This window comes from Enterobacter sp. I4 (genome assembly GCF_022669095.1).
GTDB lineage: Bacteria > Pseudomonadota > Gammaproteobacteria > Enterobacterales > Enterobacteriaceae > Enterobacter > Enterobacter pasteurii.
The window spans coordinates 319,374-337,795 of the sequence record NZ_JALBUO010000003.1; the positions used below are offsets into that span (position 1 = coordinate 319,374).

General features: G+C 56.7%; 18 protein-coding genes. 2 read left to right on the forward strand and 16 right to left on the reverse strand.

From position 1 onward, the window contains the following. Positions 1-136: 136 nt before the first annotated feature. The 13 genes from MOQ06_RS20755 to gspC all read right to left on the reverse strand — a co-directional run bounded on the left by MOQ06_RS20755 (position 137) and on the right by gspC (position 13,869). On the reverse strand, positions 137-2,839 hold the full coding sequence (locus tag MOQ06_RS20755) for a glycosyl hydrolase family 18 protein (protein WP_242174646.1): 2,703 nt from the start codon (positions 2,837-2,839) through the stop codon (positions 137-139). Between the two features lie 248 nt (positions 2,840-3,087). Continuing rightward, a complete protein-coding gene (locus tag MOQ06_RS20760) occupies positions 3,088-3,885 on the reverse strand; it encodes an A24 family peptidase (protein ID WP_277932329.1) in 798 nt (265 codons plus the stop codon). Then, complete coding sequence (locus MOQ06_RS20765; protein WP_193356557.1) at positions 3,882-4,367, reverse strand: type II secretion system protein M; 486 nt, start codon at positions 4,365-4,367, stop codon at positions 3,882-3,884. Before MOQ06_RS20765 ends, MOQ06_RS20760 begins: the two co-directional genes overlap by 4 nt. Further along, positions 4,364-5,494 carry a type II secretion system protein GspL gene (gene gspL, locus MOQ06_RS20770; RefSeq protein WP_148418737.1) on the reverse strand — a complete coding sequence of 377 codons (1,131 nt, stop codon included), beginning with the start codon at positions 5,492-5,494 and terminating at the stop codon, positions 4,364-4,366. The genes MOQ06_RS20765 and gspL overlap by 4 nt, the downstream gene beginning before the upstream one ends. Before the next feature lie 15 nt (positions 5,495-5,509). Next, complete coding sequence (gspK, locus tag MOQ06_RS20775) at positions 5,510-6,526, reverse strand: type II secretion system minor pseudopilin GspK (protein ID WP_242174648.1); 1,017 nt, start codon at positions 6,524-6,526, stop codon at positions 5,510-5,512. Then, on the reverse strand, positions 6,523-7,197 hold the full coding sequence (gene gspJ, locus MOQ06_RS20780; RefSeq protein WP_148418735.1) for a type II secretion system minor pseudopilin GspJ: 675 nt from the start codon (positions 7,195-7,197) through the stop codon (positions 6,523-6,525). The genes gspK and gspJ overlap by 4 nt, the downstream gene beginning before the upstream one ends. After that, positions 7,190-7,567, reverse strand: coding sequence for a type II secretion system minor pseudopilin GspI (gspI, locus tag MOQ06_RS20785; RefSeq protein ID WP_242174649.1), 378 nt, complete (start codon positions 7,565-7,567; stop codon positions 7,190-7,192). The genes gspJ and gspI overlap by 8 nt, the downstream gene beginning before the upstream one ends. Next, entirely contained in the window at positions 7,560-8,045 is a 486-nt protein-coding gene (gene gspH, locus MOQ06_RS20790) for a type II secretion system minor pseudopilin GspH (RefSeq protein WP_148418733.1), read from the reverse strand. The genes gspI and gspH overlap by 8 nt, the downstream gene beginning before the upstream one ends. Next, complete coding sequence (gspG, locus tag MOQ06_RS20795; protein WP_148418732.1) at positions 8,045-8,494, reverse strand: type II secretion system major pseudopilin GspG; 450 nt, start codon at positions 8,492-8,494, stop codon at positions 8,045-8,047. The genes gspH and gspG overlap by 1 nt, the downstream gene beginning before the upstream one ends. Before the next feature lie 2 nt (positions 8,495-8,496). After that, positions 8,497-9,705: a type II secretion system inner membrane protein GspF gene (gspF, locus tag MOQ06_RS20800; protein WP_242174650.1), complete on the reverse strand. Its 1,209-nt coding sequence runs from the start codon at positions 9,703-9,705 to the stop codon at positions 8,497-8,499. Then, on the reverse strand, positions 9,705-11,183 hold the full coding sequence (gspE, locus tag MOQ06_RS20805; protein ID WP_148418730.1) for a type II secretion system ATPase GspE: 1,479 nt from the start codon (positions 11,181-11,183) through the stop codon (positions 9,705-9,707). The genes gspF and gspE overlap by 1 nt, the downstream gene beginning before the upstream one ends. 13 nt (positions 11,184-11,196) lie before the next feature. Beyond that, entirely contained in the window at positions 11,197-13,125 is a 1,929-nt protein-coding gene (gspD, locus tag MOQ06_RS20810; RefSeq protein ID WP_242174652.1) for a type II secretion system secretin GspD, read from the reverse strand. A gap of 12 nt (positions 13,126-13,137) precedes the next feature. Further along, positions 13,138-13,869, reverse strand: a complete 732-nt coding sequence (gspC, locus tag MOQ06_RS20815; protein WP_242174654.1) for a type II secretion system protein GspC — start codon at positions 13,867-13,869, stop codon at positions 13,138-13,140. 298 nt (positions 13,870-14,167) lie between these two features. Here gspC and MOQ06_RS20820 point away from each other — a divergent pair, with 298 nt between their 5' ends. Beyond that, on the forward strand, positions 14,168-15,721 hold the full coding sequence (locus tag MOQ06_RS20820; protein WP_242174657.1) for an ExeA family protein: 1,554 nt from the start codon (positions 14,168-14,170) through the stop codon (positions 15,719-15,721). Beyond that, positions 15,721-16,323: a hypothetical protein gene (locus tag MOQ06_RS20825; protein WP_242174660.1), complete on the forward strand. Its 603-nt coding sequence runs from the start codon at positions 15,721-15,723 to the stop codon at positions 16,321-16,323. The genes MOQ06_RS20820 and MOQ06_RS20825 overlap by 1 nt, the downstream gene beginning before the upstream one ends. Here the strand turns inward: MOQ06_RS20825 and MOQ06_RS20830 are convergent. From MOQ06_RS20830 to MOQ06_RS20840, 3 genes are all read right to left on the reverse strand, one after another. Then, entirely contained in the window at positions 16,320-16,943 is a 624-nt protein-coding gene (locus tag MOQ06_RS20830; RefSeq protein ID WP_242174661.1) for a helix-turn-helix domain-containing protein, read from the reverse strand. The genes MOQ06_RS20825 and MOQ06_RS20830 overlap by 4 nt on opposite strands. A gap of 263 nt (positions 16,944-17,206) precedes the next feature. Further along, entirely contained in the window at positions 17,207-18,037 is an 831-nt protein-coding gene (locus tag MOQ06_RS20835) for an N-acetylmuramoyl-L-alanine amidase (RefSeq protein ID WP_242174662.1), read from the reverse strand. Then, entirely contained in the window at positions 18,034-18,357 is a 324-nt protein-coding gene (locus MOQ06_RS20840) for a heavy metal-binding domain-containing protein (RefSeq protein WP_148418723.1), read from the reverse strand. The genes MOQ06_RS20835 and MOQ06_RS20840 overlap by 4 nt, the downstream gene beginning before the upstream one ends. Positions 18,358-18,422: the final 65 nt, after the last annotated feature.

Genomic DNA, 18,422 nt, shown 5'->3' on the forward strand with positions numbered 1-18,422 from the left:
ATTCACCTGCGTGGTCGGTTTTTATTCTCCTCAAACACGTCCTGTTAAGTTTTTTGAATTTACTGACCACACCCGAAGCGGGGTGTGGTCAGTGATTGTGGGCTGATATCACACCCACAATTTCAGGCTCAGAAGATTATTTGCAGTCAGCTGACGCGCCTTCTTTCACCCATACATCGCTGTTGCCTGGTTTGTCACCCTTGGTCCACCATTTCGCGCGGTACTCGAAACCTTCATAGGTTGTCTTGTCACCACCGTTGTAGACCATGTCGGAGCGCCAGTTCATTTTCACCTGGCTGACCAGTTCCCATGCGTCGGCGTTAAAGCCAGGCTTGTTGCCCTGAGTCCAGTACTTCGCTTTCCATACCAGATTATCGGAGCTGACCATGTCGCCGTTGTTGTAGATTTTGCTGGATTCCCATGCCGCGTATTTGCTGGCGTTGGCGTCAGCCGGGTTATCGCAGCTGCCGGTTGCAGTCCCTTCATCAGACGGCGTGTTATCTTCGTCAGATGGGGTGTTGCCTTCGTCAGACGGGGTATTGTCTTCATCAGGCACAACCGGGGTAGCTTTCGGCGTTACGGTAACCTGCACGTTAGACTGTACGCTGGTTTTGCCGTCGCTTACGACAACGCTCAGGGTGTAGGTAGAGTCAGTCGTTACGTCCGGCGCGGTGATCTGTACGCTGGAGGTATCAGTACCGGTTGCGTGCATATCAGACGGAACGCTCCACGCGTAGGTCAGTGCATCACCGTCCGGATCCGCCGCCTGCACGTTCAGGGCAAACGTCTGACCGGCTTCCAGAGTTACGTTCTGCATCTGGTTAACGACCGGCGCCTGGTTGGCCTTCGGCGCTTTGTTCAGAACCTGCACGTCAGCGGTGCTGCTCAGGCCTTTCGCATCGGTCACGGTCAGACGGAATGCCAGGGTCTGGTTGCTGGTCACAGCGCCTACGGAGAAGGTCGCTTTCGCTTTGGTGCTGTTGGTCAGGCTAACGCTCGGACCAGAGATCTGGGTCCATTTGTAGGTCAGCGCATCGCCATCAGGATCGGTTGACGCTGAGCCATCCAGGGTCACGGAAGCAGGACCGGTCACGGTTTGATCCGCTGCGGAAGCAACCGGCGCATGGTTGGTCACCACCGGATCTGGCGTGGAGCTGCCCAGCAGGCTTTCGTTCATCGCGTTCAGGATGTCGCCGTTATCGGAGTCGATAGACCACGCGAACAGGCCGCCCAGGTTTTTCGCCAGAACGTACTTGCCTTTAGCCGTTGTGGAACGGGCATCTTCATAAGAGATCAGCTCGCCGGTGGATTTGTTGAATACGTATGGCGCTTCAGCGTCTGCGTCGTAGCCGTATTCCCAGCCTGGCTTGCCCTTGTACTCGTTTACAATCTGGCGATAGTCAACAACGCCCGGCTCCCAGGTGCCTTTCACGCCGCCAGTCGCGGTACCGGTGAACGGGTTGTTGCCGGTATAGCCGTGAACGCCAGTCCAGCCGCGACCGTACATGCCTGCACCCACCACGATTTTGCCTGGCTGTACGCCCTGCTCCAGCAGCGCGTTAACGCCATTTTCGGTGGTGTAGTTAGTCTCCGGACGCCATGCTGGCGCACGCAGCGCGGCCTGATGACCCAGATCGGTCATGCTCCACGCGCCGTAGAAGTCGTAGCTCATCAGGAAGATGTGATCGAGGTACTGCTGCGCCGTGGTGTAGTCCACGTCTTCGATCTTATCTTTACCCGCGCCGATGGCGCTGGTCAGCTCATAGGTACGGCCGGTTTCAGCGGACAGGTCGTTCAGCATGGTGCGCAGATCGTGCATCAGCGCGGTGTAGGTTGCTTTATCCACCTGCGGGTTGCCCAGCGATTCATTCACGCCGCCGCCGCCCGGGAATTCCCAGTCGATATCCACGCCGTCGAAGAATTTCCAGGTTTTCAGGAAGTCTTTAACAGAGGAGACGAAACGTGCGCGGATGGCGGTATCGTTCATGTGGTGGAACGGATCGGACATGGTCCAGCCGCCGATGGATGGCAGGATCTTCAGGTCAGGATGGGCTTTTTTCAGCGCCATCAGCTGGCCGAAGTTGCCTTTGTACGGGTCGTCCCAGTTAGACACGCCGGACTGTGGCTTCTGCAGCGCAGCCCACGGGTCATGAATAGCCACGGTGTAGTCAGGGCGGCCCGCGCAGGCTTTTTGCAGGTTGGCGAAGCTGTTGCCGTTTTCAACGGTTTTCAGACCGTCGTTAATGCCGTCGCCGCCGCAGATTGGAATGAAGCCGTAGAGGATATGGTTCAGGTTAGACGCAGGGATTTTATCCACCGGGAAGTTACGGCCATATACGCCCCATTCAGGGAAGTAAGCGGCAACCACTTTATCGGTATGTTTTGCGAAGGTTTTGTTGTTTTCCTGCAGCGGGGTATTCAGCGGCAGGAGGTGGCTACCGTCGGTATCGGCCACGATGATCAGCTTGCTTGCGCTTTTGGTACAGCCGCTGTTGTTACAGAGCTCAACCTGCTCCTGGTAGCGACCGCCTTTTTTCACCTTAAAGGTGGCGGATCCGGACGCGCCGGCAGCACCGGACCATACGGTTTTGCCGTCCAGCAGCACTTTACCGGAGGTAGGCGCGTCGCCGCTCCAGACGTTCCACTCAACCTTAACGTCGACGCCGTCGTTATGCACCTTAACGAGGTTACCGTAGTCCACTACCGCCTGATCCACTTCAACGATAGCAAATTTGTCGTTACCGCTGCTGATTGAAGGCGTACCCGGCGCTGCGGCGAATGCAGAGCCGGAAACGGCTGCTACAAAGAGCGCCAGATAAGTAGGCTTCATAAATTTCATTATTAATTCCTGATAATATTATTTGCGAAAATTAAAACAACCATGCTTTCCATATCGCATGGGCGAGTACTAAATATATTATTTAACTAAAACCAAGAGTCATTTTTAATTATTCTAATAATATCCTCCATAAAATAGACATGAGCGATAATCCTTACAGCTTGTGCTTATAACAATACGCCGGGAATCCATATAAGTCCTTTCATTCCCTTGCCGAAAAAACTTTAAAAAAAACTTGACCAGTTAAATCAGAATGTGAATTGCAGCGTCTGTAGAATAAAAATAACCAATCCCGCCAGTGACAGCATCGGGCCGAATGGGAGGATATTCTGTTTATTAACGGATTTATAAAAAAGACAATACAGCGCAATACCGCTTAACGCCGCGGCGAGTAACAGTGAGGGCAATGCCTGCCAGCCGCACCATGCGCCCAGCGCAGCCAGCAGCTTGAAGTCGCCGTAGCCTAATCCTTCGCGGCCCGTCGTCAGGCGAAATCCCCAGTAGAGCAGCCACAGGGACAGGTAACCCGCCACCGCGCCATACACGGCATCCGTCAGGGGCAGCGTATGGCAAAACGCGTGATACAGCAGGCCAGCCCAGAGCAGCGGCTGGGTCAGACAGTCCGGCAGAAGCAGATGTTTTGCATCGATGGTGGCGAGCGGCAGCAGGCCGCACCACAGCACCCACAGCGCTAGCAGGCCCGCCAGCGACGGCGCAAATGCCGCCGTCAGGGCAAAAAAGAGCGCGCTCGACAGCTCAAGAAACAACAGCCGCACCGGTATCGCCGCTTTACAGCAGCGGCACCGGCCGCGCAGGGCGCACCAGCTCAGAACAGGAATATTCTCCCACCACGAGAGGCGATGCGAACACGCCGGGCAGTGAGACGCCGGAAAAAGCAGGTTACCCGCCCCCTCCTCTTCTTTTACAAGCGGAGGAATACGCTCTGCCACTACCCCTAAAAAGCTGCCGATAATGCTCCCCAGCGCGCCGCTCATCAGGCACAGCGCGGGCAGATTGCCAGTCTGAAGCAGCATCAGCGGGTTCATGCCACTTTCGCCCAGGACAGTTTAATCTGTGCCTTCACGTCGCTGAGATGATCCACCGGGACAAGATCCATTTTTTCCAGACGTACGCCGGAGGTTAAATTCACTTCCCTGAGCCAGTTTTTCAGTTCATACACGTTAATCCTGTCGATATTAAACGTCATAGACTGGCCGTCCTGCTGAATATTGCTCAGGCTAATGTGGATCTCTTTCGCGCTTTCTTCCACCACGCTGCGGGGATTACCGGTTTTTACCACTTTCGCCTGAAGATGGTTTTTATTAATTTCTGCACGCATCCAGTTCAGGGTCTGCTTTTGTTTCTGCAGCGTGCTGCGTTCATTTTTAATAATATTATCCAGAGGCGTCATCACCCCGTACCAGATAATGGCGCAGCAAAGCGCCGCCCCGCACGCTGCAAACAGTTTTCGCTCGCGCGGGCTATAGTTCCGGTAGCGGGCCTTTAATTGTCCTATTTTCTCTTTCATTTATATTTCCCTGTGATGATGGCAGTATAGGGCGCCTCACTGGAAACCGGCTGCAGCGTAAAGTCGAAGGTATCACTGGCCTTGTTGACGAACGCCTGTAACGCAGCGGGATCCGTGGCGCTAATGTTCAGCGTCAGCTGATTCTGCGTGTCGTCATAGCCGACTTCACTCAGTTCAACCGAAGGGAGAGAGGCTTTGATCTGCTCCAGCGCGTCCAGCTGAAGAAAGACGCCTTTTTTCTCTTTCTTAATGTTCTGTCCGAAGTGGTACTTAAGGTTGGTCTTCTGGCGCAGGGTTGGAAAATAGTGCTGCGCCAGTTCAACCATCTGCTGGCGGGCCAGGTTTTCCTGATGGGCCAGCATCCAGGCCATGCCGATGCGGGGGCCAAGCAGCAGCCCCAGGCTCAGTACCGCCACGGCGGCGACAGCCGATTTCGGATAACGGAAACCGCCATGCGTTCCGCCGGCTAAGAATTCACCGTGCAGCAGGTTCGCCCGGCAGCTTTTCCACTGCGGCTGGATCAGCACCAGCGGGTGCTGCCAGGCCAGCTTTTCATCCACCTGCACGCCCGCAGGCGCATCGCCGTAGCAGACGCGCACGCCCGCGCCCTGCTGGCTTAAGAGCAGCGGCAGCAGCCCGGCGTCGGTTTCACAGGCGCCAGACGGCGAGTAACGCATCCAGTAACCGTCATCGGTTGAGACCAGCGTAGTGCCGCCGTCCTTTACCGGGAGCAGGAACGCATCCGGCAGTACCTGCACCACCGTCAGCCCGGCGTCAGCGCAGCGGTTAAGCCAGTAACGGAGGCGGTCGGCATCAATCGCGACGGCGTCCACTTCCCGTCCTTTCCTGTTCAGCACCGTCCAGTGAAGGTTGTCCACGTCGCCGATCAGCGTCTCTTCCGCCAGCCAGGAAAATTCGGCGCCGCCTTTTTTGGGCAGCGTGAAGTGACGAAAGATCATCTCGCTGGCGGGCAGCAGCAGGCACACCCTGGCGGCCAGCGCGTTTTCCGCGAGATCCGCCAGGGACGCCAGCCCCCGCAGCTGTTCCACGTGCTCGCTACCGGACTCGCACCACATTATGTTCCCGTCCTCGCGCGTGTCGGGACGAATAAAAAGCACCTGTTTCATAGAGTTCGTCTTGTGTTATTCAACCATTCGGTAGCGACGTTGCCAGGTAATCACCTTCCCGGCTTCATTATCAACATGAAGCTGGCTGACGACGCGCAGCGTTAAATCATCGGTATTGCCGGTGCTGTTGACCCGGAAATAATTACTGTTCACCGCCAGAAACGCCTGCACCTGCCTGAGGGCGTCTTTGGTCTGCGGATAGTTCGTCTCCAGCTCTTTCAGAAACGCCTCCATCGACTCCCAGCCCTCTTCCGGGCGGGAGGCAAGCAGCCGCGTGGCTTCATCAACGCTGAGCGAGCCGACAAACAGCGCCGACAGCAGCGGCGCCTGTTCTTCCGTGAGCGTATTGACATCCACCTTGCTGGCGCTGTCGGGTAACGCGCACAGCACCTTACTGACCCTGCCGTATGCCGACGCCGGAAACGCGGGCAGCAGCTTTAGCTCTCCCGCGGTGCGCATCATCTGGTTCGCGGGCTGCCGGGCAGGCTCAACGCCGGCCCAGGCGTCCGCCTCCAGCCCCTCTTTGGCCGTGGTTGTATCACCATCGAGATAGTCCAGCAGCTGCTGGTAAATCTCCTCTGCGTCCCCGGCGGAAATGCCGCTGTCGGCCAGCAGCTGCTCGACGATGCGCTCTTTCACCGGCTTTTCCGGCAGCGCCCCCGCCGTCTGGGCGGCGGGCGTCGGATCGGCGGCCAGTAAATTGTTCACGTTAAAGCAGGTCTGGGCGTCCGCAATCTGGCTCACCACGGTGAAGTTTTCGCCTTCGGTTTCAACCGGCTCTGCCCATTCGCCCTTCGGCGACAGCCCCTTGCTCTCGCCGCTGGCGTAGGTCTGGAGCCGATCTTCAATCGCTTTTTGCTGGCTCTGAATGGACCAGCGCAGCTGCTGCTGGCTTACCTGATAACGGGTTTTCTGAAGGTTGCGGCAGAACTGCTGGCTGATTTTGGCGGCCAGCGCCGACATCATGACCAGCAAAATTAGCACCACCAGCAGCGCGACGCCGCGCTGTTTTCGAACCGATTTTCCGCTCATTTTTTCTCTCCTGACGGGGCGGTTACCGGCTGCGGCTGTGCTGGCGTCGCCGCATCGGCAGGCGTCGCAGGCGCTGGTTCTTTTGGCGCATCCGGCGCGGCTGGCGCGTCCGGCACGTCACCCGGCGTGGTAAAGACCCAGCGCCAGGTATCGCCATTCTCCATGGTCAGCAGCAGCTCCACGCCGTCCGGCTGATGCGCCGTATCGGTCCATTTGTCCAGCCAGCTCGCCTTCCAGAAGCGCCACGACGCCTCTTTGACGTCGCTGAGGATCGGCACCTCTTCCGGCTTCGCCTCCTCAGGAGCATCGATGACCGGCCAGATGTCCCGCCACAGCTTTTTGTCCTTAAGCCGCCAGCGCACGCGCTCAAGCTGGACCTGGCCGCTCACGCCGTTCAGCGTGGTCAGCTCCAGCGCGTCGTCACGCTGCACGAAAACCTCAGGCTCGTTGCGCGGGGCACGCGCCTGAAGCTGAAAGAAATCACGCTCCAGCAGGTTATAGGCGCGCTGAAGCTGGTTTAACCGGGTGGCCGCTACGTCGGTTGCGTTCGACGTGCGCATGGCCCCGTCGAGGATCTGCCACGCCAGGGTGCTGATGACCGCGAAGATGGTCAGCGCAATCATGATCTCCAGCAGCGTAAAGCCCTGCTGACGCTGAACGTGCTTACTCATTTACCTCTCCGGGTTCTGTCACCTGCAGGGTAATTACCGGCTTATCTTCCTCACCCTCGGCATACACCTGCACGTCGTCGGCAAAGCGATTTTCCGCAGTCCTGACCCGCTGACTGCGCCAGGTCCAGCTTCTGCCGCCCATCGTCTCCGTGCCGGTCTGCATCGCGTCCGGGAACGGCGTATTGCTTAGCCGGGCTTCCGCCAGCTGGTTTTCCGCCACCCAGCTGGCCTGGAGCGTATCGCCCAGGCCGTGAGTGAAGCGCACGTTCAGCGAGACGGAATTCATCAGCGCCAGCGCGGCGGTGGAGAAGATGACCAGGGCGACCATCACCTCCAGCAGGGTCATCCCCCGTTCTTTGCGTTTAGCCATCGTTCTCTACCGAAACAGGAGAAGCCCCCTGCGACACCACGCGAAAGCGCTGCTTTTTATCGAAGCTCTGCAGAGAAAGCGTGAAGCGGCTAATCTCCCCGTCCGGCAAAAAGACAATCTGCGGCGTCGCGTCCGTTGTCGCGGCCATGCGCTGCGGTGACAGCGAGACGTGCATCTCTTCCGGGAACTGGCCGTGGGTGATGATGCGCCCGGCGGTTAAGGGCTCCCAGCGGCGCTCGCCCTCTTTTCCGGCCCAGGTCACCAGCTGATATTCTGAGGTGGTGAGCACCAGCCCGACGATATTGCCGTCCATCACCGCACGGTCTGAACCATATTCAACGAGGGCTTTAAGCTGCTGACCGAAAATATCCGCGCCGCTGCGCGATGGAATAGTTGACACCACCATCATGGCGCAGGAGGCAAATATCACCAGCGCCAGAATAATTTCCAGCAAAGTAAACCCACGTTGCTTATTCATTACTTCTCTTTTTTATCTAAAGACCAGTTGGTAATATCATCAGCCGTATTCGCCTCTGCGTCCGGGCCTGCGGAGAAAACATCCACCGCACCGTGTTCACCAGGGCTAACCAGAATATAATCATTGCCCCACGGATCTTCCGGCAGGCGGCGAATATAGCCATCGTCACGGTAGTTTTTCGGGATGGGCGCGATGTCGGGTTTAGTGACCAGCGCCTGCAAACCCTGCTCCGTCGTGGGGTAGCGGTGGTTATCCAGCTTGTACATATCCAGAGAGCCTTCCAGCGCCACAATATCGCTGGTCGCTTTCTGGGCATCGGCTTTTTCTTTATTCCCCATCAAGTTTGGCACCACCATACTGGCGAGCACCCCAAGAATAACGATGACCACCATTAATTCGAGCAGCGTAAACCCGGCCTGACCTTTCAGGCTGTTTCGTTTTAAAGCCATATTTAACCCACCATATTATTGAGCTGAAGAAGCGGCTGTAATATTGACAGTACGATAAATAAAACTACCGTCGCCATTGTCACCACCAGCGCCGGTTCAAATACCGACAGCGTTAACGTAATTCGATGCTGTAATGCCGATTCCTGATTTTCCGCGGCGCGATCCATTAATGAACCTAATTCCCCGCTCTCTTCGCCGGAGGCAATCATGTACAGCATGGTCGGCGGAAAGAGCTTTGCCTGATCCAGGGCGTTATACAGCGATGCCCCCTGGCGCACGGTATCCGCCGCCTGCTCCAGCACCTGCCGGGCATGGAGGTTCTCGATACCGTCCATTGCGATATACATGCCCTCCAGCAGCGGCACGCTGCTGGCCTGGAGGATGCTGAGCGTGCGGATATAGCGCGCGCTGTTGATGGCGCAGACCAGCTTTTTGATCGGCGAGCCACTCACCAGCCAGCTGTGCCAGCGAAAGCGATTCGCCGCCTTCTTTACCCACGCCTTAAAGCCCACGATTGCGGCAAACAGGCCACCCGCGATGTAAATCCCGTACGCCTGCAGGAAATCACTCACCGCAATCAGCGTGCGGGTGGTGATCGGCAGCTGCTGTTTCATATGCACAAACTGCTCGATCACCTGCGGCACTACGGCCACCAGCAGGATGGAGATCACCGCCACGGCAACCACCGTCAGGGTGATCGGATAAACCATCGCCTGCGTCAGCTTGCTTTTCATCTTCTGACGCTGCTCGTTGTATTCCGCCAGCTTCTCCAGCACATCGCCGAGGTGGCCGGTTTTTTCCCCGGCCATCACCAGCGTGCAGTACAGCTTGTCGAAGGTGCGCGGGAACTGGCTGAAGGCGTCAAAGAGCGTATGGCCCTCCACCACCTTCTCGCGGATCTCCGTCACCATCGCCGCCAGCTTTTTGTCTTCCGTCTGCTTTGAAATGGCCTTCAGGGCGCTTTCCAGCGGCAGCGACGCGTTAACCAGCGTCGACAGCTGGCGGGTAAACATCGACAGCACCGGCGTGGAGAGCTTAACTCCGGTTTTCGCTTTTCCGGCCGTCGACGTTTCACGGGTTTCGGTGATGGTGAGCGGCATCAGCTTCTGCTCGCGCAGCGACTGGCGCACCTGCTTTGGCCCTTCCGCCTGCAGCGTGCCGCGCCGGGTTTTCCCCGCGGCATCGGTGGCGGTCCACGCGTAAAAAGCCATTATTCATCGCCCCCACGCTCGGCGGTCACGCGCATCACCTCTTCGAGCGACGTGATGCCGCTGATAACCTTCAGCAGCCCGTTTTCGCGCAGGCTGTAGGCCTGCCTGAAAAGCTCGGTCTCAATGGACATTTCATCTTTGTCTTCGTGAATGGCGCGGCGCATGGCGCTGTCGACCACCAGAAACTCGTGAATGCCCGCGCGCCCCTGATACCCGCTCTGGCGGCAGTGCTCGCAGCCAGCGGCGCGGTAGATGGCCTTCGGCGGCTTATCCATAAAGCTAAACAGCGCTTTTTCATTGTCATCCAGCGGACTGGTGGTACGGCAGTGCGGACACAGCCGACGCACCAGACGCTGGGCAATGACGCCGAGTAGCGACGAACCGATCAAAAAGGACTCGAGGCCCATATCCCGCAGGCGGGTGATGGCCCCCGCCGCACTGTTGGTGTGCAGCGTAGACATGACCAGGTGACCGGTAAGCGACGCCTGCACCGCGATTTGCGCGGTTTCGCCGTCACGAATTTCCCCGATCATCACCACGTCCGGATCCTGACGCAAAATGGCGCGCAGGCCGCGGGCAAAGGTCATGTCCACGCGCGGGTTGACCTGCGTCTGCCCCACCCCTTCCAGCTCGTATTCAATCGGATCTTCAACGGTCAGGATGTTGCGTTCATGCCCGTTGAGCGCCGACAGAATGGCGTACAGGGTGGTACTTTTACCGGAGCCTGTCGGCCCGGTGACGAGGATAATGCCGTGCGGGCGGCCGATCAGCCCTTTCAGTTTTTCCAGCTCTTCATCGATAAGCCCGAGCTTGTTGATGTCCGGCTTCAGGTTGCTCTTATCGAGCAGGCGCATAACGACGCGCTCGCCGTACTGGGACGGAATGGTCGACACGCGCACGTCGATGGCCTTGCGGCCGATGCGCAGCGAGATACGGCCATCCTGCGGCAGACGTTTCTCCGCGATGTCCAGCTTTGACATAACCTTGATACGCGACACCAGCAGCGGCGCCAGCTTCCGCGCGGGCTGCAGCACCGGGCGCAGCACGCCGTCAACGCGAAAGCGAATGCTGAGCGTGCGCTCGAAGGTTTCGATGTGTATATCCGACGCCCCGTCTTTTACCGCTTCGCCGAGAATGGCGTTGATCAGGCGGATCACCGGCGAGTTTTCGTCGTTATCCAGCAGATCTTCGTTGTCGGGGATCTCCTCGGTTAACGCCATCAGATCGATATCGGCATCCATATCGTCCACCAGCTGCTGCGAAACGCCGCTGTTCTGCTGCCAGATTTTGGCCAGCATCTCGTCAAACGCTTCCGCGCTCAGGGTCTGGGGGTCAAACGTGCGCCCCAGCACCCGGCGCATCTCCAGCAGGGCAAACGCGGGCACGTCCTCGCGAATATAGACCGCGTCGTTCCAGTAAAGGATACCGTTGTCTTTCGCATAGCCGCTGGTGCAGAGCTGTTTCGTCAGTTCATCCACGCGTCACCTCCCCTTACTCTTTGAAGGGGTTGCGGGCGGTGGCAGACGCGCTAACGCCTGCCGGCTGAGAATGATCCTGCTTTGGATAGGCAGGCAGGACGGCGTTATCGGTATTCTCAACGATGCCGAGCTTTTTCTCCTCCAGGCGCTGCCGCTGGCGCGCTCGGATCTGGTCATATTTCTCCTTCGTCGCCGCGCTGTAGTTGTCGTCATCGCGCAGCACGGTGGTATGGATAAACACCATCAGGTTGCGCTTCGAGGTATCCTCCGAGGTATAGCGGAACAGCTGTCCCACCAGCGGCAGATCGCCCAGCAGCGGCACTTTCGACACGTTCTGTTTGCTGACGTTTTCCATCAGTCCGCCCAGCACCACCGTCTGGCCGCTGTGGACCATCACTTCGTTATTGATGGTGCGGGTGTTGAAGGTTGGGCCCAGGCTGGCGTCTTCGGTGGCGCTGGCGTCAACGCTGGAGACTTCCTGCTCGATCTTGAGGTGGATCATGTCCCCGTCGTTGATCTGCGGAACAATCTTCAGCTTGGTACCGACGGTTTTACGCTCAACCGAGTTAAAGACGTTGTCGCCGCTGGTGGTCTGGGAACCCGATAGTACCGGCACGTCCTGACCCACGTTGAACGACGCCTCTTTGTTATCCAGCGTCACCACGCTTGGCGTGGAGAGAATATCGTTCTTGCCGCTGGTGGAGAGCGCGGTCAGCAGCGCGCCATAGTCACCGTTAAAGAAGCCGGTCGCCAGGCCGGTAAAGGAAGCCCCTTTCATCGTGCCGTTTTTGATCTGGCTAATGGGCAGACCGGTAGAGCCGAACTGCACGCCGCCGTGCTTGCCGGTCCACTGCACGCCTAAATCCATGCCGTTACCGTCCTGTACTTCGGCGATGATGGCTTCCACCAGCACCTGCGGACGGCGAATATCCAGCTTGTCGATCACCTTCTCCAGCGAGTTCATGACGTTTGGCTGGGCGGTGATCACCAGGGAGTTGGTGGACTCATCGGCGGTGATGTTCAGCTCGCTGCTGGTGGTTGCGGTTTTGCTTTTCGGCGTACCGGCTTTGTCCTTCAGCTGCTCGCCAATACCGGTCAGCACCGGCACCACCTTCGTGGCGTTGGCGTACTTCAGGTAGAAGACGCGGGTATTACCCTCGTTATTCTGCTCGCGATCGAGCTGGCCAATCAGCGAGCGGGTACGCGCGCGCGCGTCTTCGGTACCGCTGATCACCAGGCTGTTGGTTTCATCATCGGCCACCACTTTGGTCGCCAGCTGCGGCGCGTTCTGCCCCTTCTGCTCCTCGTTGTTGAGGTTGTTCAGCATATCGGAAAGCTCTTTGGCGGAGGCATAGCGCAGAGGCACAATTTCGCGACGCTGCATGCCGGAACGATCCACGCGCTCAACCAGATCTACCAGCCGGTTCACCACCGAGGCTTTACCGGTTAACAGCAGCACGTTAGAGGGTTCAAAGTGGACCACGTTCCCGATCCCCGAGGCATCGTTCAGCTGGCGCAGCAGCGGCGCCAGCTCGCGCACGGGGACATTCTCCATGCGCACCACGCGGGTGATGATCTCATCCCCTTTGCCCGGGTTTTTACTGTCGGCCACCGGAACGCCGGCGGTCCGCGCCACGCTTGAACGCACCACTTTGACCATGCCGTTATCCATCGGAATAACCGACAGGCCATAGAGATCCAGCACGCTCAGGAAGAACTGATAATATTCCTCTTCCGTCAGCACGTTGTAGGTTCTGACCGAGACGGTGCCCTGAACGGACGGGTCGACCAGAATCGTTTTATTCAGATTGCGACTTACCGTATCGATAAATTCGCGGATATCGGTATTTTTAAAACTGGCGCTAAAGTTAGCTGCGAGCAGCGAACTGGAATATAACGACAATGCGGTCAGCGCCACGCACGCCCAAGGAAATTTCTTCATGATTTACACTTGTTAATTGTTTAGAACATTAACCCGAATATTTTCAAGGTGAGCGTGCCGTCTGACGACGACCTCCGCTTCTTTCATTTTCGACCAGTTGGCGATAATATTTTTCGCCTGCGCTTCTTTCGTCATATCGACGTCATTGATTTTCACCACCACGTCGCCCCGTTCCAGCCCTGTACTGCTGTAAAAAGGAGACGCATTCCGTGGATTAATATTAAAGCCCTCCAGCTGGCCCTTATCGATTAACGGCTTTAACACCAGATAATCATCGAGATGCAGGCTGTCCGCGCCCGCGTCTTTTTTCGATTTCGTTACCGGGCCGCTCTCTGCGCCCCCCTTAAAATATGGCGGTTGCTTAAGGGCCAGCTTCTGCTCTACCCCCTCGTACTTCACCACCACATTATCTTTATTTATTTCATCGACATAGGCGTTATCAAAGCCAACCAGCGGCTCCCCTTCCCGATAGCTCTGCTGGCCTGCAGGCGTCTTGATAACGGCAAACGACAGCCAGGACTCATCGCTGCTGATGATGCCCTCGATTTCGGCGGAAAGCGGGGCTTTTGCGGCGGCGGGCATCTCGCGTTGACGCACCGCTGCGGTGAAAAGCCCGAAGGGTTTCTGAACGTCACGTTTTTGGAGCGGAGACTGTTCAGCTTTCGCTAGCTTATTCGTGACCTTCTTATATTCTTTATAAACGACGTAACCCTGCTGGCTGCAAAAAATCAGCATAACGAGCATGATGCAGGGCGTCATTAGCCTGGAAAGGAATGCGTTCCTCATTATTTATCTGGCCTTTAGCAAAGCAGAAATAAGCAGCGATGCGCTGCATGACGTAGTGGGCAAATAATAGTAAGCCTGCTAACGAGCAACCAGTTGCTTCGCCATCAACTTTAATGAAGAAAATGATTGACCGGAAAAAAGACGAGTGTTAGAGGCTGGTAGCAGGTTATTTTTACTCTGGCGTTAAATTGACCAGGGGAAGACATTACCTTACTTTCCGTCCATTGCTATTAAAGAGAAGAGACGGTCAGTCGCTATGTATCAGAGCCATTTTAAATTCACCACCCCTCCGTTCAGAAAAATTACCCGCAGGTCGGGTGATTTTCTCGTGCCTTATCATCAGGACGTGTTCAATCTCCTGAAAGAAAAAAGCCAGCAGGCAGGGATCACCGGGCTCTTTTACCACGACAATGAGCTGCTGGGGCAGTTCAGCGATGCGCTGAAGGCCAGCAGCAACGCCGTCATTTCCGTTAATGCGTTTCCAAAGCTGAGCGCCAGCAGCCTGCTGTTCAAGCTCAACCCTTCGGCACAGGAGAAGCATAAACGCCAGGCGGTCGACGCCATTATTCGCCAGTGGCGAGAGGCAAAGTCGTCCCGTAAGGTGCTGGTGATTACCCACGCGCAGGCGATGAAAGCCAGCGGGTATGACGTGCTGGGCATGCTGCTCACGCGCGCCCAGGAGCTGGAGGTGCGTCTCTCCATCGTCCTGATGGGCAGCGGCGATGTGGAAATGGCGCTAAAAAATTCCGCATTGCAGGAATTTGTGCTGGCCTGCCACACCCTTCGCGGGCTGGTCTGCCGCGAATACCTGAGCTATGTGCAGAATCAGTGCGAAGAGCACGGCGCAGAGACATCACCGCTGACGCCCGCCCGCGTGAAAAAGATCCACACCCTGACTAAGGGCAACGTCTGCAAGCTGAACCAGCTGGCGCACCTGGCGATGCTGGCGGCGTGGACCGAGCGCGCACCGACCGTCGGGCCGCGTCATTTGCGTCTGGCCACCGGTGAAGTGCTCCCGGCACCGAAGCGCGGCAAGACGCTGGCCTCGGTCGGGCTGTTTGCCTCCGTTCTCTTCGCCGCCTGCGGCTGGATGATGACGTCGTCCATTACGGCAAAACTGCCGGTTGCTCTCCCGGTGCCCGCCGCCTGGAAACAGCAGGTCAAAACGCCAGAGGCGCCGGCGCTGCCGGTCATCGAGAACGAGGTGGTTAACCAGCCTGATGCCATGCATCAGCTGTACGCCATGTGGGGATATGACGCCTCCGCAGAGGATGCGCTTTGCCAGAACGCGGCAAAAGTGAACCTGATGTGTAAGCAGGGCACCGCCACGCTGGCGACGCTGGAAGCCGTAGGGTATCCCTGGGTGAGTGAACTTAAAACGGGCGACCATATTAACTACGCGGTGGTCGCCCGGGCAGGAAAAACGTCGCTGGATCTGCTCATGAACAACCGGACCTGGCAGGTGAGCCGTGCATGGTATAACCAGCACGCCACGGGTGAGTACACCCTCCTCCACCGCCTGACGCCGTCCGGCAAAGATGAAATCACCGCCGCCAGCGACGGTAACGATCTGCAATGGCTTGATCGGCAGCTGAGCCTGGCGCTGGGCGAAAGCGAAACGCACGACAGGCGCTGGACGGCGGAGCTGATGAAGCGCACCCGCGATTTCCAGGCGAAGATGCATCTTCACGTCGACGGTATTCCGGGCGAAGACACGCTGATGCAGCTGATGCGCGAAACCCACATTGCGCCGAGCGTCCTGATTCAGACCTCGCAGGCCACCCCGACCACGCAAGAGAAGCACGCATAATGTCTACTATCTGTCTCGCTGCCCAGCGCAGCTATACCACCGGGCAACCGGTCTGGTTTTCCTGGAGACTGCCCTCGTTCAGTAAGATCGTCAGCGTCTTCGCGCTCTGGTGTCTGGGAGCGTGCGCGCTGATCGTCACCGGGCTTTACGCGCACGTGTACTGGAACCTGCGTCACCCTGCACCGGAGATTAAAAAAGCCAGCGTCGCGAAGCCAGAAACGGGCCTGTCGGATATGCATTATATCTATGTGACGAAGCCGTTCCCGCACCCCGAGCCGCAGCCGGTGAAAGTGCAGCAGGATTTACCGCCGTTAGAGACTATGCCGCTAAACAATGATGAAAATGACTGGCAGCAGGCTCCCGATGGGGCGTTACCGGAGAGTCCCGCCGCGCACGATAGCTCCCGCGATACCTTACCCGGTACCGAAGCTCACGCGGAGGCCACGGGCCCTGACGATGACGGGGCGTTAAAAGCGATGTTGATGCAGGCGCTGAAAGAACAACAGCAGGATATTTCGCAGGGAAAAGAGCCTGCGCCACCGGTTGATGAAACGCAGGGTGCGTCTCCTTCCGACATGAAAGGAGACGCAGGAGGGGATTAGTATTTTTCGGGTAAGGTCGTCAGGCTAAGCAGCCGTCCTTTCTCTACCACGATATATTGACCTTTTTTGAGATCGGAGAGAATTTTAATGATGGTGCTGCGCGCCAGGTTGGTGTATTCCTGAATATAATCATAAATGTTAATGTCGCGCTGGTGCTGGACAATCAGTTCATTAATTTCAATTAAGAACTCACGCACGACGGAATAAGCGCTGCGGGCCACTAAAACATCGTCACGTTTGCTGAGCATGCAAATATACCATGCCAATACTTTGGTTAACTGAGGCCATAACCCATGCTGAGTCATTAAACGGTTAAATTCTTCTTTATTGATCGTGCGTACAACCGTATTGCTGCGTACCACGCCGTGCATATGGGCTGAATTATAAAAAATAGCGGAGAGACCGAAGATGCATTGCCCTTGCAGGGTAAACATGCATAAATCATCAGAGGTGCGGCGGAACTCAATTTCACCGCTAATGATAATATGAATGTTATCAGAATTAGCCGTTGATATTTTTTGCCATTTTTTTAACGTTTTCTCTTCATATCCAGACGTTGCTAAAACTATGGCGTTCATTTCATCATGAGGACGTGTTTTCTTACCGAAAATACTTAACATTGTTATACCCAATTAAGATGTTAGAATGTGTAATTGCTCGACAAATAAAGATATTGTCGCGAAATGAGTTTTGTATTCTTTTAAAAATCAAAAAAAACCAAACGAGAGCTGTTTTTTTAATTTGATTCATGCTGTGAATCGATGAATCCATCTTAAATGAGGGCGATTTTAAATCAATTAACTTAAAATGAATTGAGAATTTACTTAAGGTTAATCCGATGATTAATCATGAAAACGTACTCCTTCAGGGGTAATCCTGAGGATCACCCCTGCCCGTATTTCTCTAAAAGCGCTTCGGCAATGGCCATCGTTTCCACATCTGCAGTGCCGTTCCATAGCTGGGGACGGAAATGCATCTGGAACACCATAATGATGCGCTTCTGCTGCTCTGGCGTGCTGTTTTCAGGCACCTCGTAGCCGTAGCGCGCCAGCAGATCGAGCAACGCCGCGGTATCCACCGGCTGATAGCGTGGCCGCCCGTTGAGGTAGAAATTCACGCGCGCCGGATCGGGCCAGGCACCGATGCCGTGGCTTGCCAGCTCGCGCCACGGGAACAACGGGCCAGGATCGTCTTTACGCTGCGGGGCAATGTCGGCATGGGCCACGACGTTCTGCGGCTTAATGTCGTAACGGGCAATGATGTCTCTGGCGAGAGGGATCAGCGCCGCGATTTGCGCCGGCTCAAAGGGCGTGAAGGTTTTGACGCCGTCGCTTTTCTGCCAGCCGCGGTTTTCCAGCTCAATGCCGACGGACGTATCATTTATACGGTTGGTGCCGCGCCAGAAGCTGATGCCGGCATGCCAGGCCAGCTCGCTCTCCGGCACCAGCTGCCAGATGCGCGGTTTGCCCGCCGGGGCGGGGGGCCTGGCGGGGATAAGATAGTGCGAGCTGACGTTTTTATCGGTTAGGGTCGCAAGCGACGTGTCGAAATCGTCCGCGGTGTAGTGGATCACCAGCACCTTTATACGCGGGTATGCCGCCTGCGCCTGATGGCGCGTATCCAGCTCGTAAGCACCTTTATCAACGATGCCTTTTTCCTTGGCGCATCCTGCCAGCAGCAAGGCCAGCAGGAGGGGCAAGAGCGAACGCTTCATCGGCGGGTTTTTACCGCCGTGCCGCTTACGCTCACCATCAGCATGCTGGCATCTTTACCGACCGTTTCGTAGTCAATATCAATGCCCACCACCGCATCCGCACCCAGCGCTTTGGCCTGCTCGCCCAGCTCCTGAAACGCGATGTCGCGGGCTTTACGCAGCTCTTTTTCGTACGCGCCGGAACGTCCGCCGACGATGTCGCGAATGCCGGCAAAGAAGTCACGGAAGATGTTTGCACCCAGTATTGCCTCACCGGTGACCACGCCGCAGTATTCGACGATCTGCTGTCCTTCCAGGGTTGGGGTTGTTGAAAACTGCATACTTTCTCTCCTTCTTTAACGTTCAATGCGTTAGCTACAGCATTATCGGTCCGTTACGCTATGAT

What these genes read in the sequence shown, in the direction of transcription:
- MOQ06_RS20760 (WP_277932329.1), bottom strand. Translation starts at nt 3,885, where the DNA reads ATGAACCCGCTGATGCTGCTTCAGACTGGCAATCTGCCCGCGCTGTGC.
- gspL (WP_148418737.1), bottom strand. Translation starts at nt 5,494, where the DNA reads ATGAAACAGGTGCTTTTTATTCGTCCCGACACGCGCGAGGACGGGAAC.
- MOQ06_RS20835 (WP_242174662.1), bottom strand. Translation starts at nt 18,037, where the DNA reads ATGAAGCGTTCGCTCTTGCCCCTCCTGCTGGCCTTGCTGCTGGCAGGA.
- gspI (WP_242174649.1), bottom strand. Translation starts at nt 7,567, where the DNA reads ATGGCTAAACGCAAAGAACGGGGGATGACCCTGCTGGAGGTGATGGTC.
- gspC (WP_242174654.1), bottom strand. Translation starts at nt 13,869, where the DNA reads ATGCTCGTTATGCTGATTTTTTGCAGCCAGCAGGGTTACGTCGTTTAT.
- MOQ06_RS20830 (WP_242174661.1), bottom strand. Translation starts at nt 16,943, where the DNA reads ATGTTAAGTATTTTCGGTAAGAAAACACGTCCTCATGATGAAATGAAC.
- gspG (WP_148418732.1), bottom strand. Translation starts at nt 8,494, where the DNA reads ATGGCTTTAAAACGAAACAGCCTGAAAGGTCAGGCCGGGTTTACGCTG.
- MOQ06_RS20755 (WP_242174646.1), bottom strand. Translation starts at nt 2,839, where the DNA reads ATGAAATTTATGAAGCCTACTTATCTGGCGCTCTTTGTAGCAGCCGTT.
- MOQ06_RS20820 (WP_242174657.1), top strand. Translation starts at nt 14,168, where the DNA reads ATGTATCAGAGCCATTTTAAATTCACCACCCCTCCGTTCAGAAAAATT.
- MOQ06_RS20825 (WP_242174660.1), top strand. Translation starts at nt 15,721, where the DNA reads ATGTCTACTATCTGTCTCGCTGCCCAGCGCAGCTATACCACCGGGCAA.
- gspK (WP_242174648.1), bottom strand. Translation starts at nt 6,526, where the DNA reads ATGAGCGGAAAATCGGTTCGAAAACAGCGCGGCGTCGCGCTGCTGGTG.
- gspD (WP_242174652.1), bottom strand. Translation starts at nt 13,125, where the DNA reads ATGAAGAAATTTCCTTGGGCGTGCGTGGCGCTGACCGCATTGTCGTTA.
- gspF (WP_242174650.1), bottom strand. Translation starts at nt 9,705, where the DNA reads ATGGCTTTTTACGCGTGGACCGCCACCGATGCCGCGGGGAAAACCCGG.
- gspH (WP_148418733.1), bottom strand. Translation starts at nt 8,045, where the DNA reads ATGAATAAGCAACGTGGGTTTACTTTGCTGGAAATTATTCTGGCGCTG.
- MOQ06_RS20765 (WP_193356557.1), bottom strand. Translation starts at nt 4,367, where the DNA reads ATGAAAGAGAAAATAGGACAATTAAAGGCCCGCTACCGGAACTATAGC.
- gspJ (WP_148418735.1), bottom strand. Translation starts at nt 7,197, where the DNA reads ATGAGTAAGCACGTTCAGCGTCAGCAGGGCTTTACGCTGCTGGAGATC.
- MOQ06_RS20840 (WP_148418723.1), bottom strand. Translation starts at nt 18,357, where the DNA reads ATGCAGTTTTCAACAACCCCAACCCTGGAAGGACAGCAGATCGTCGAA.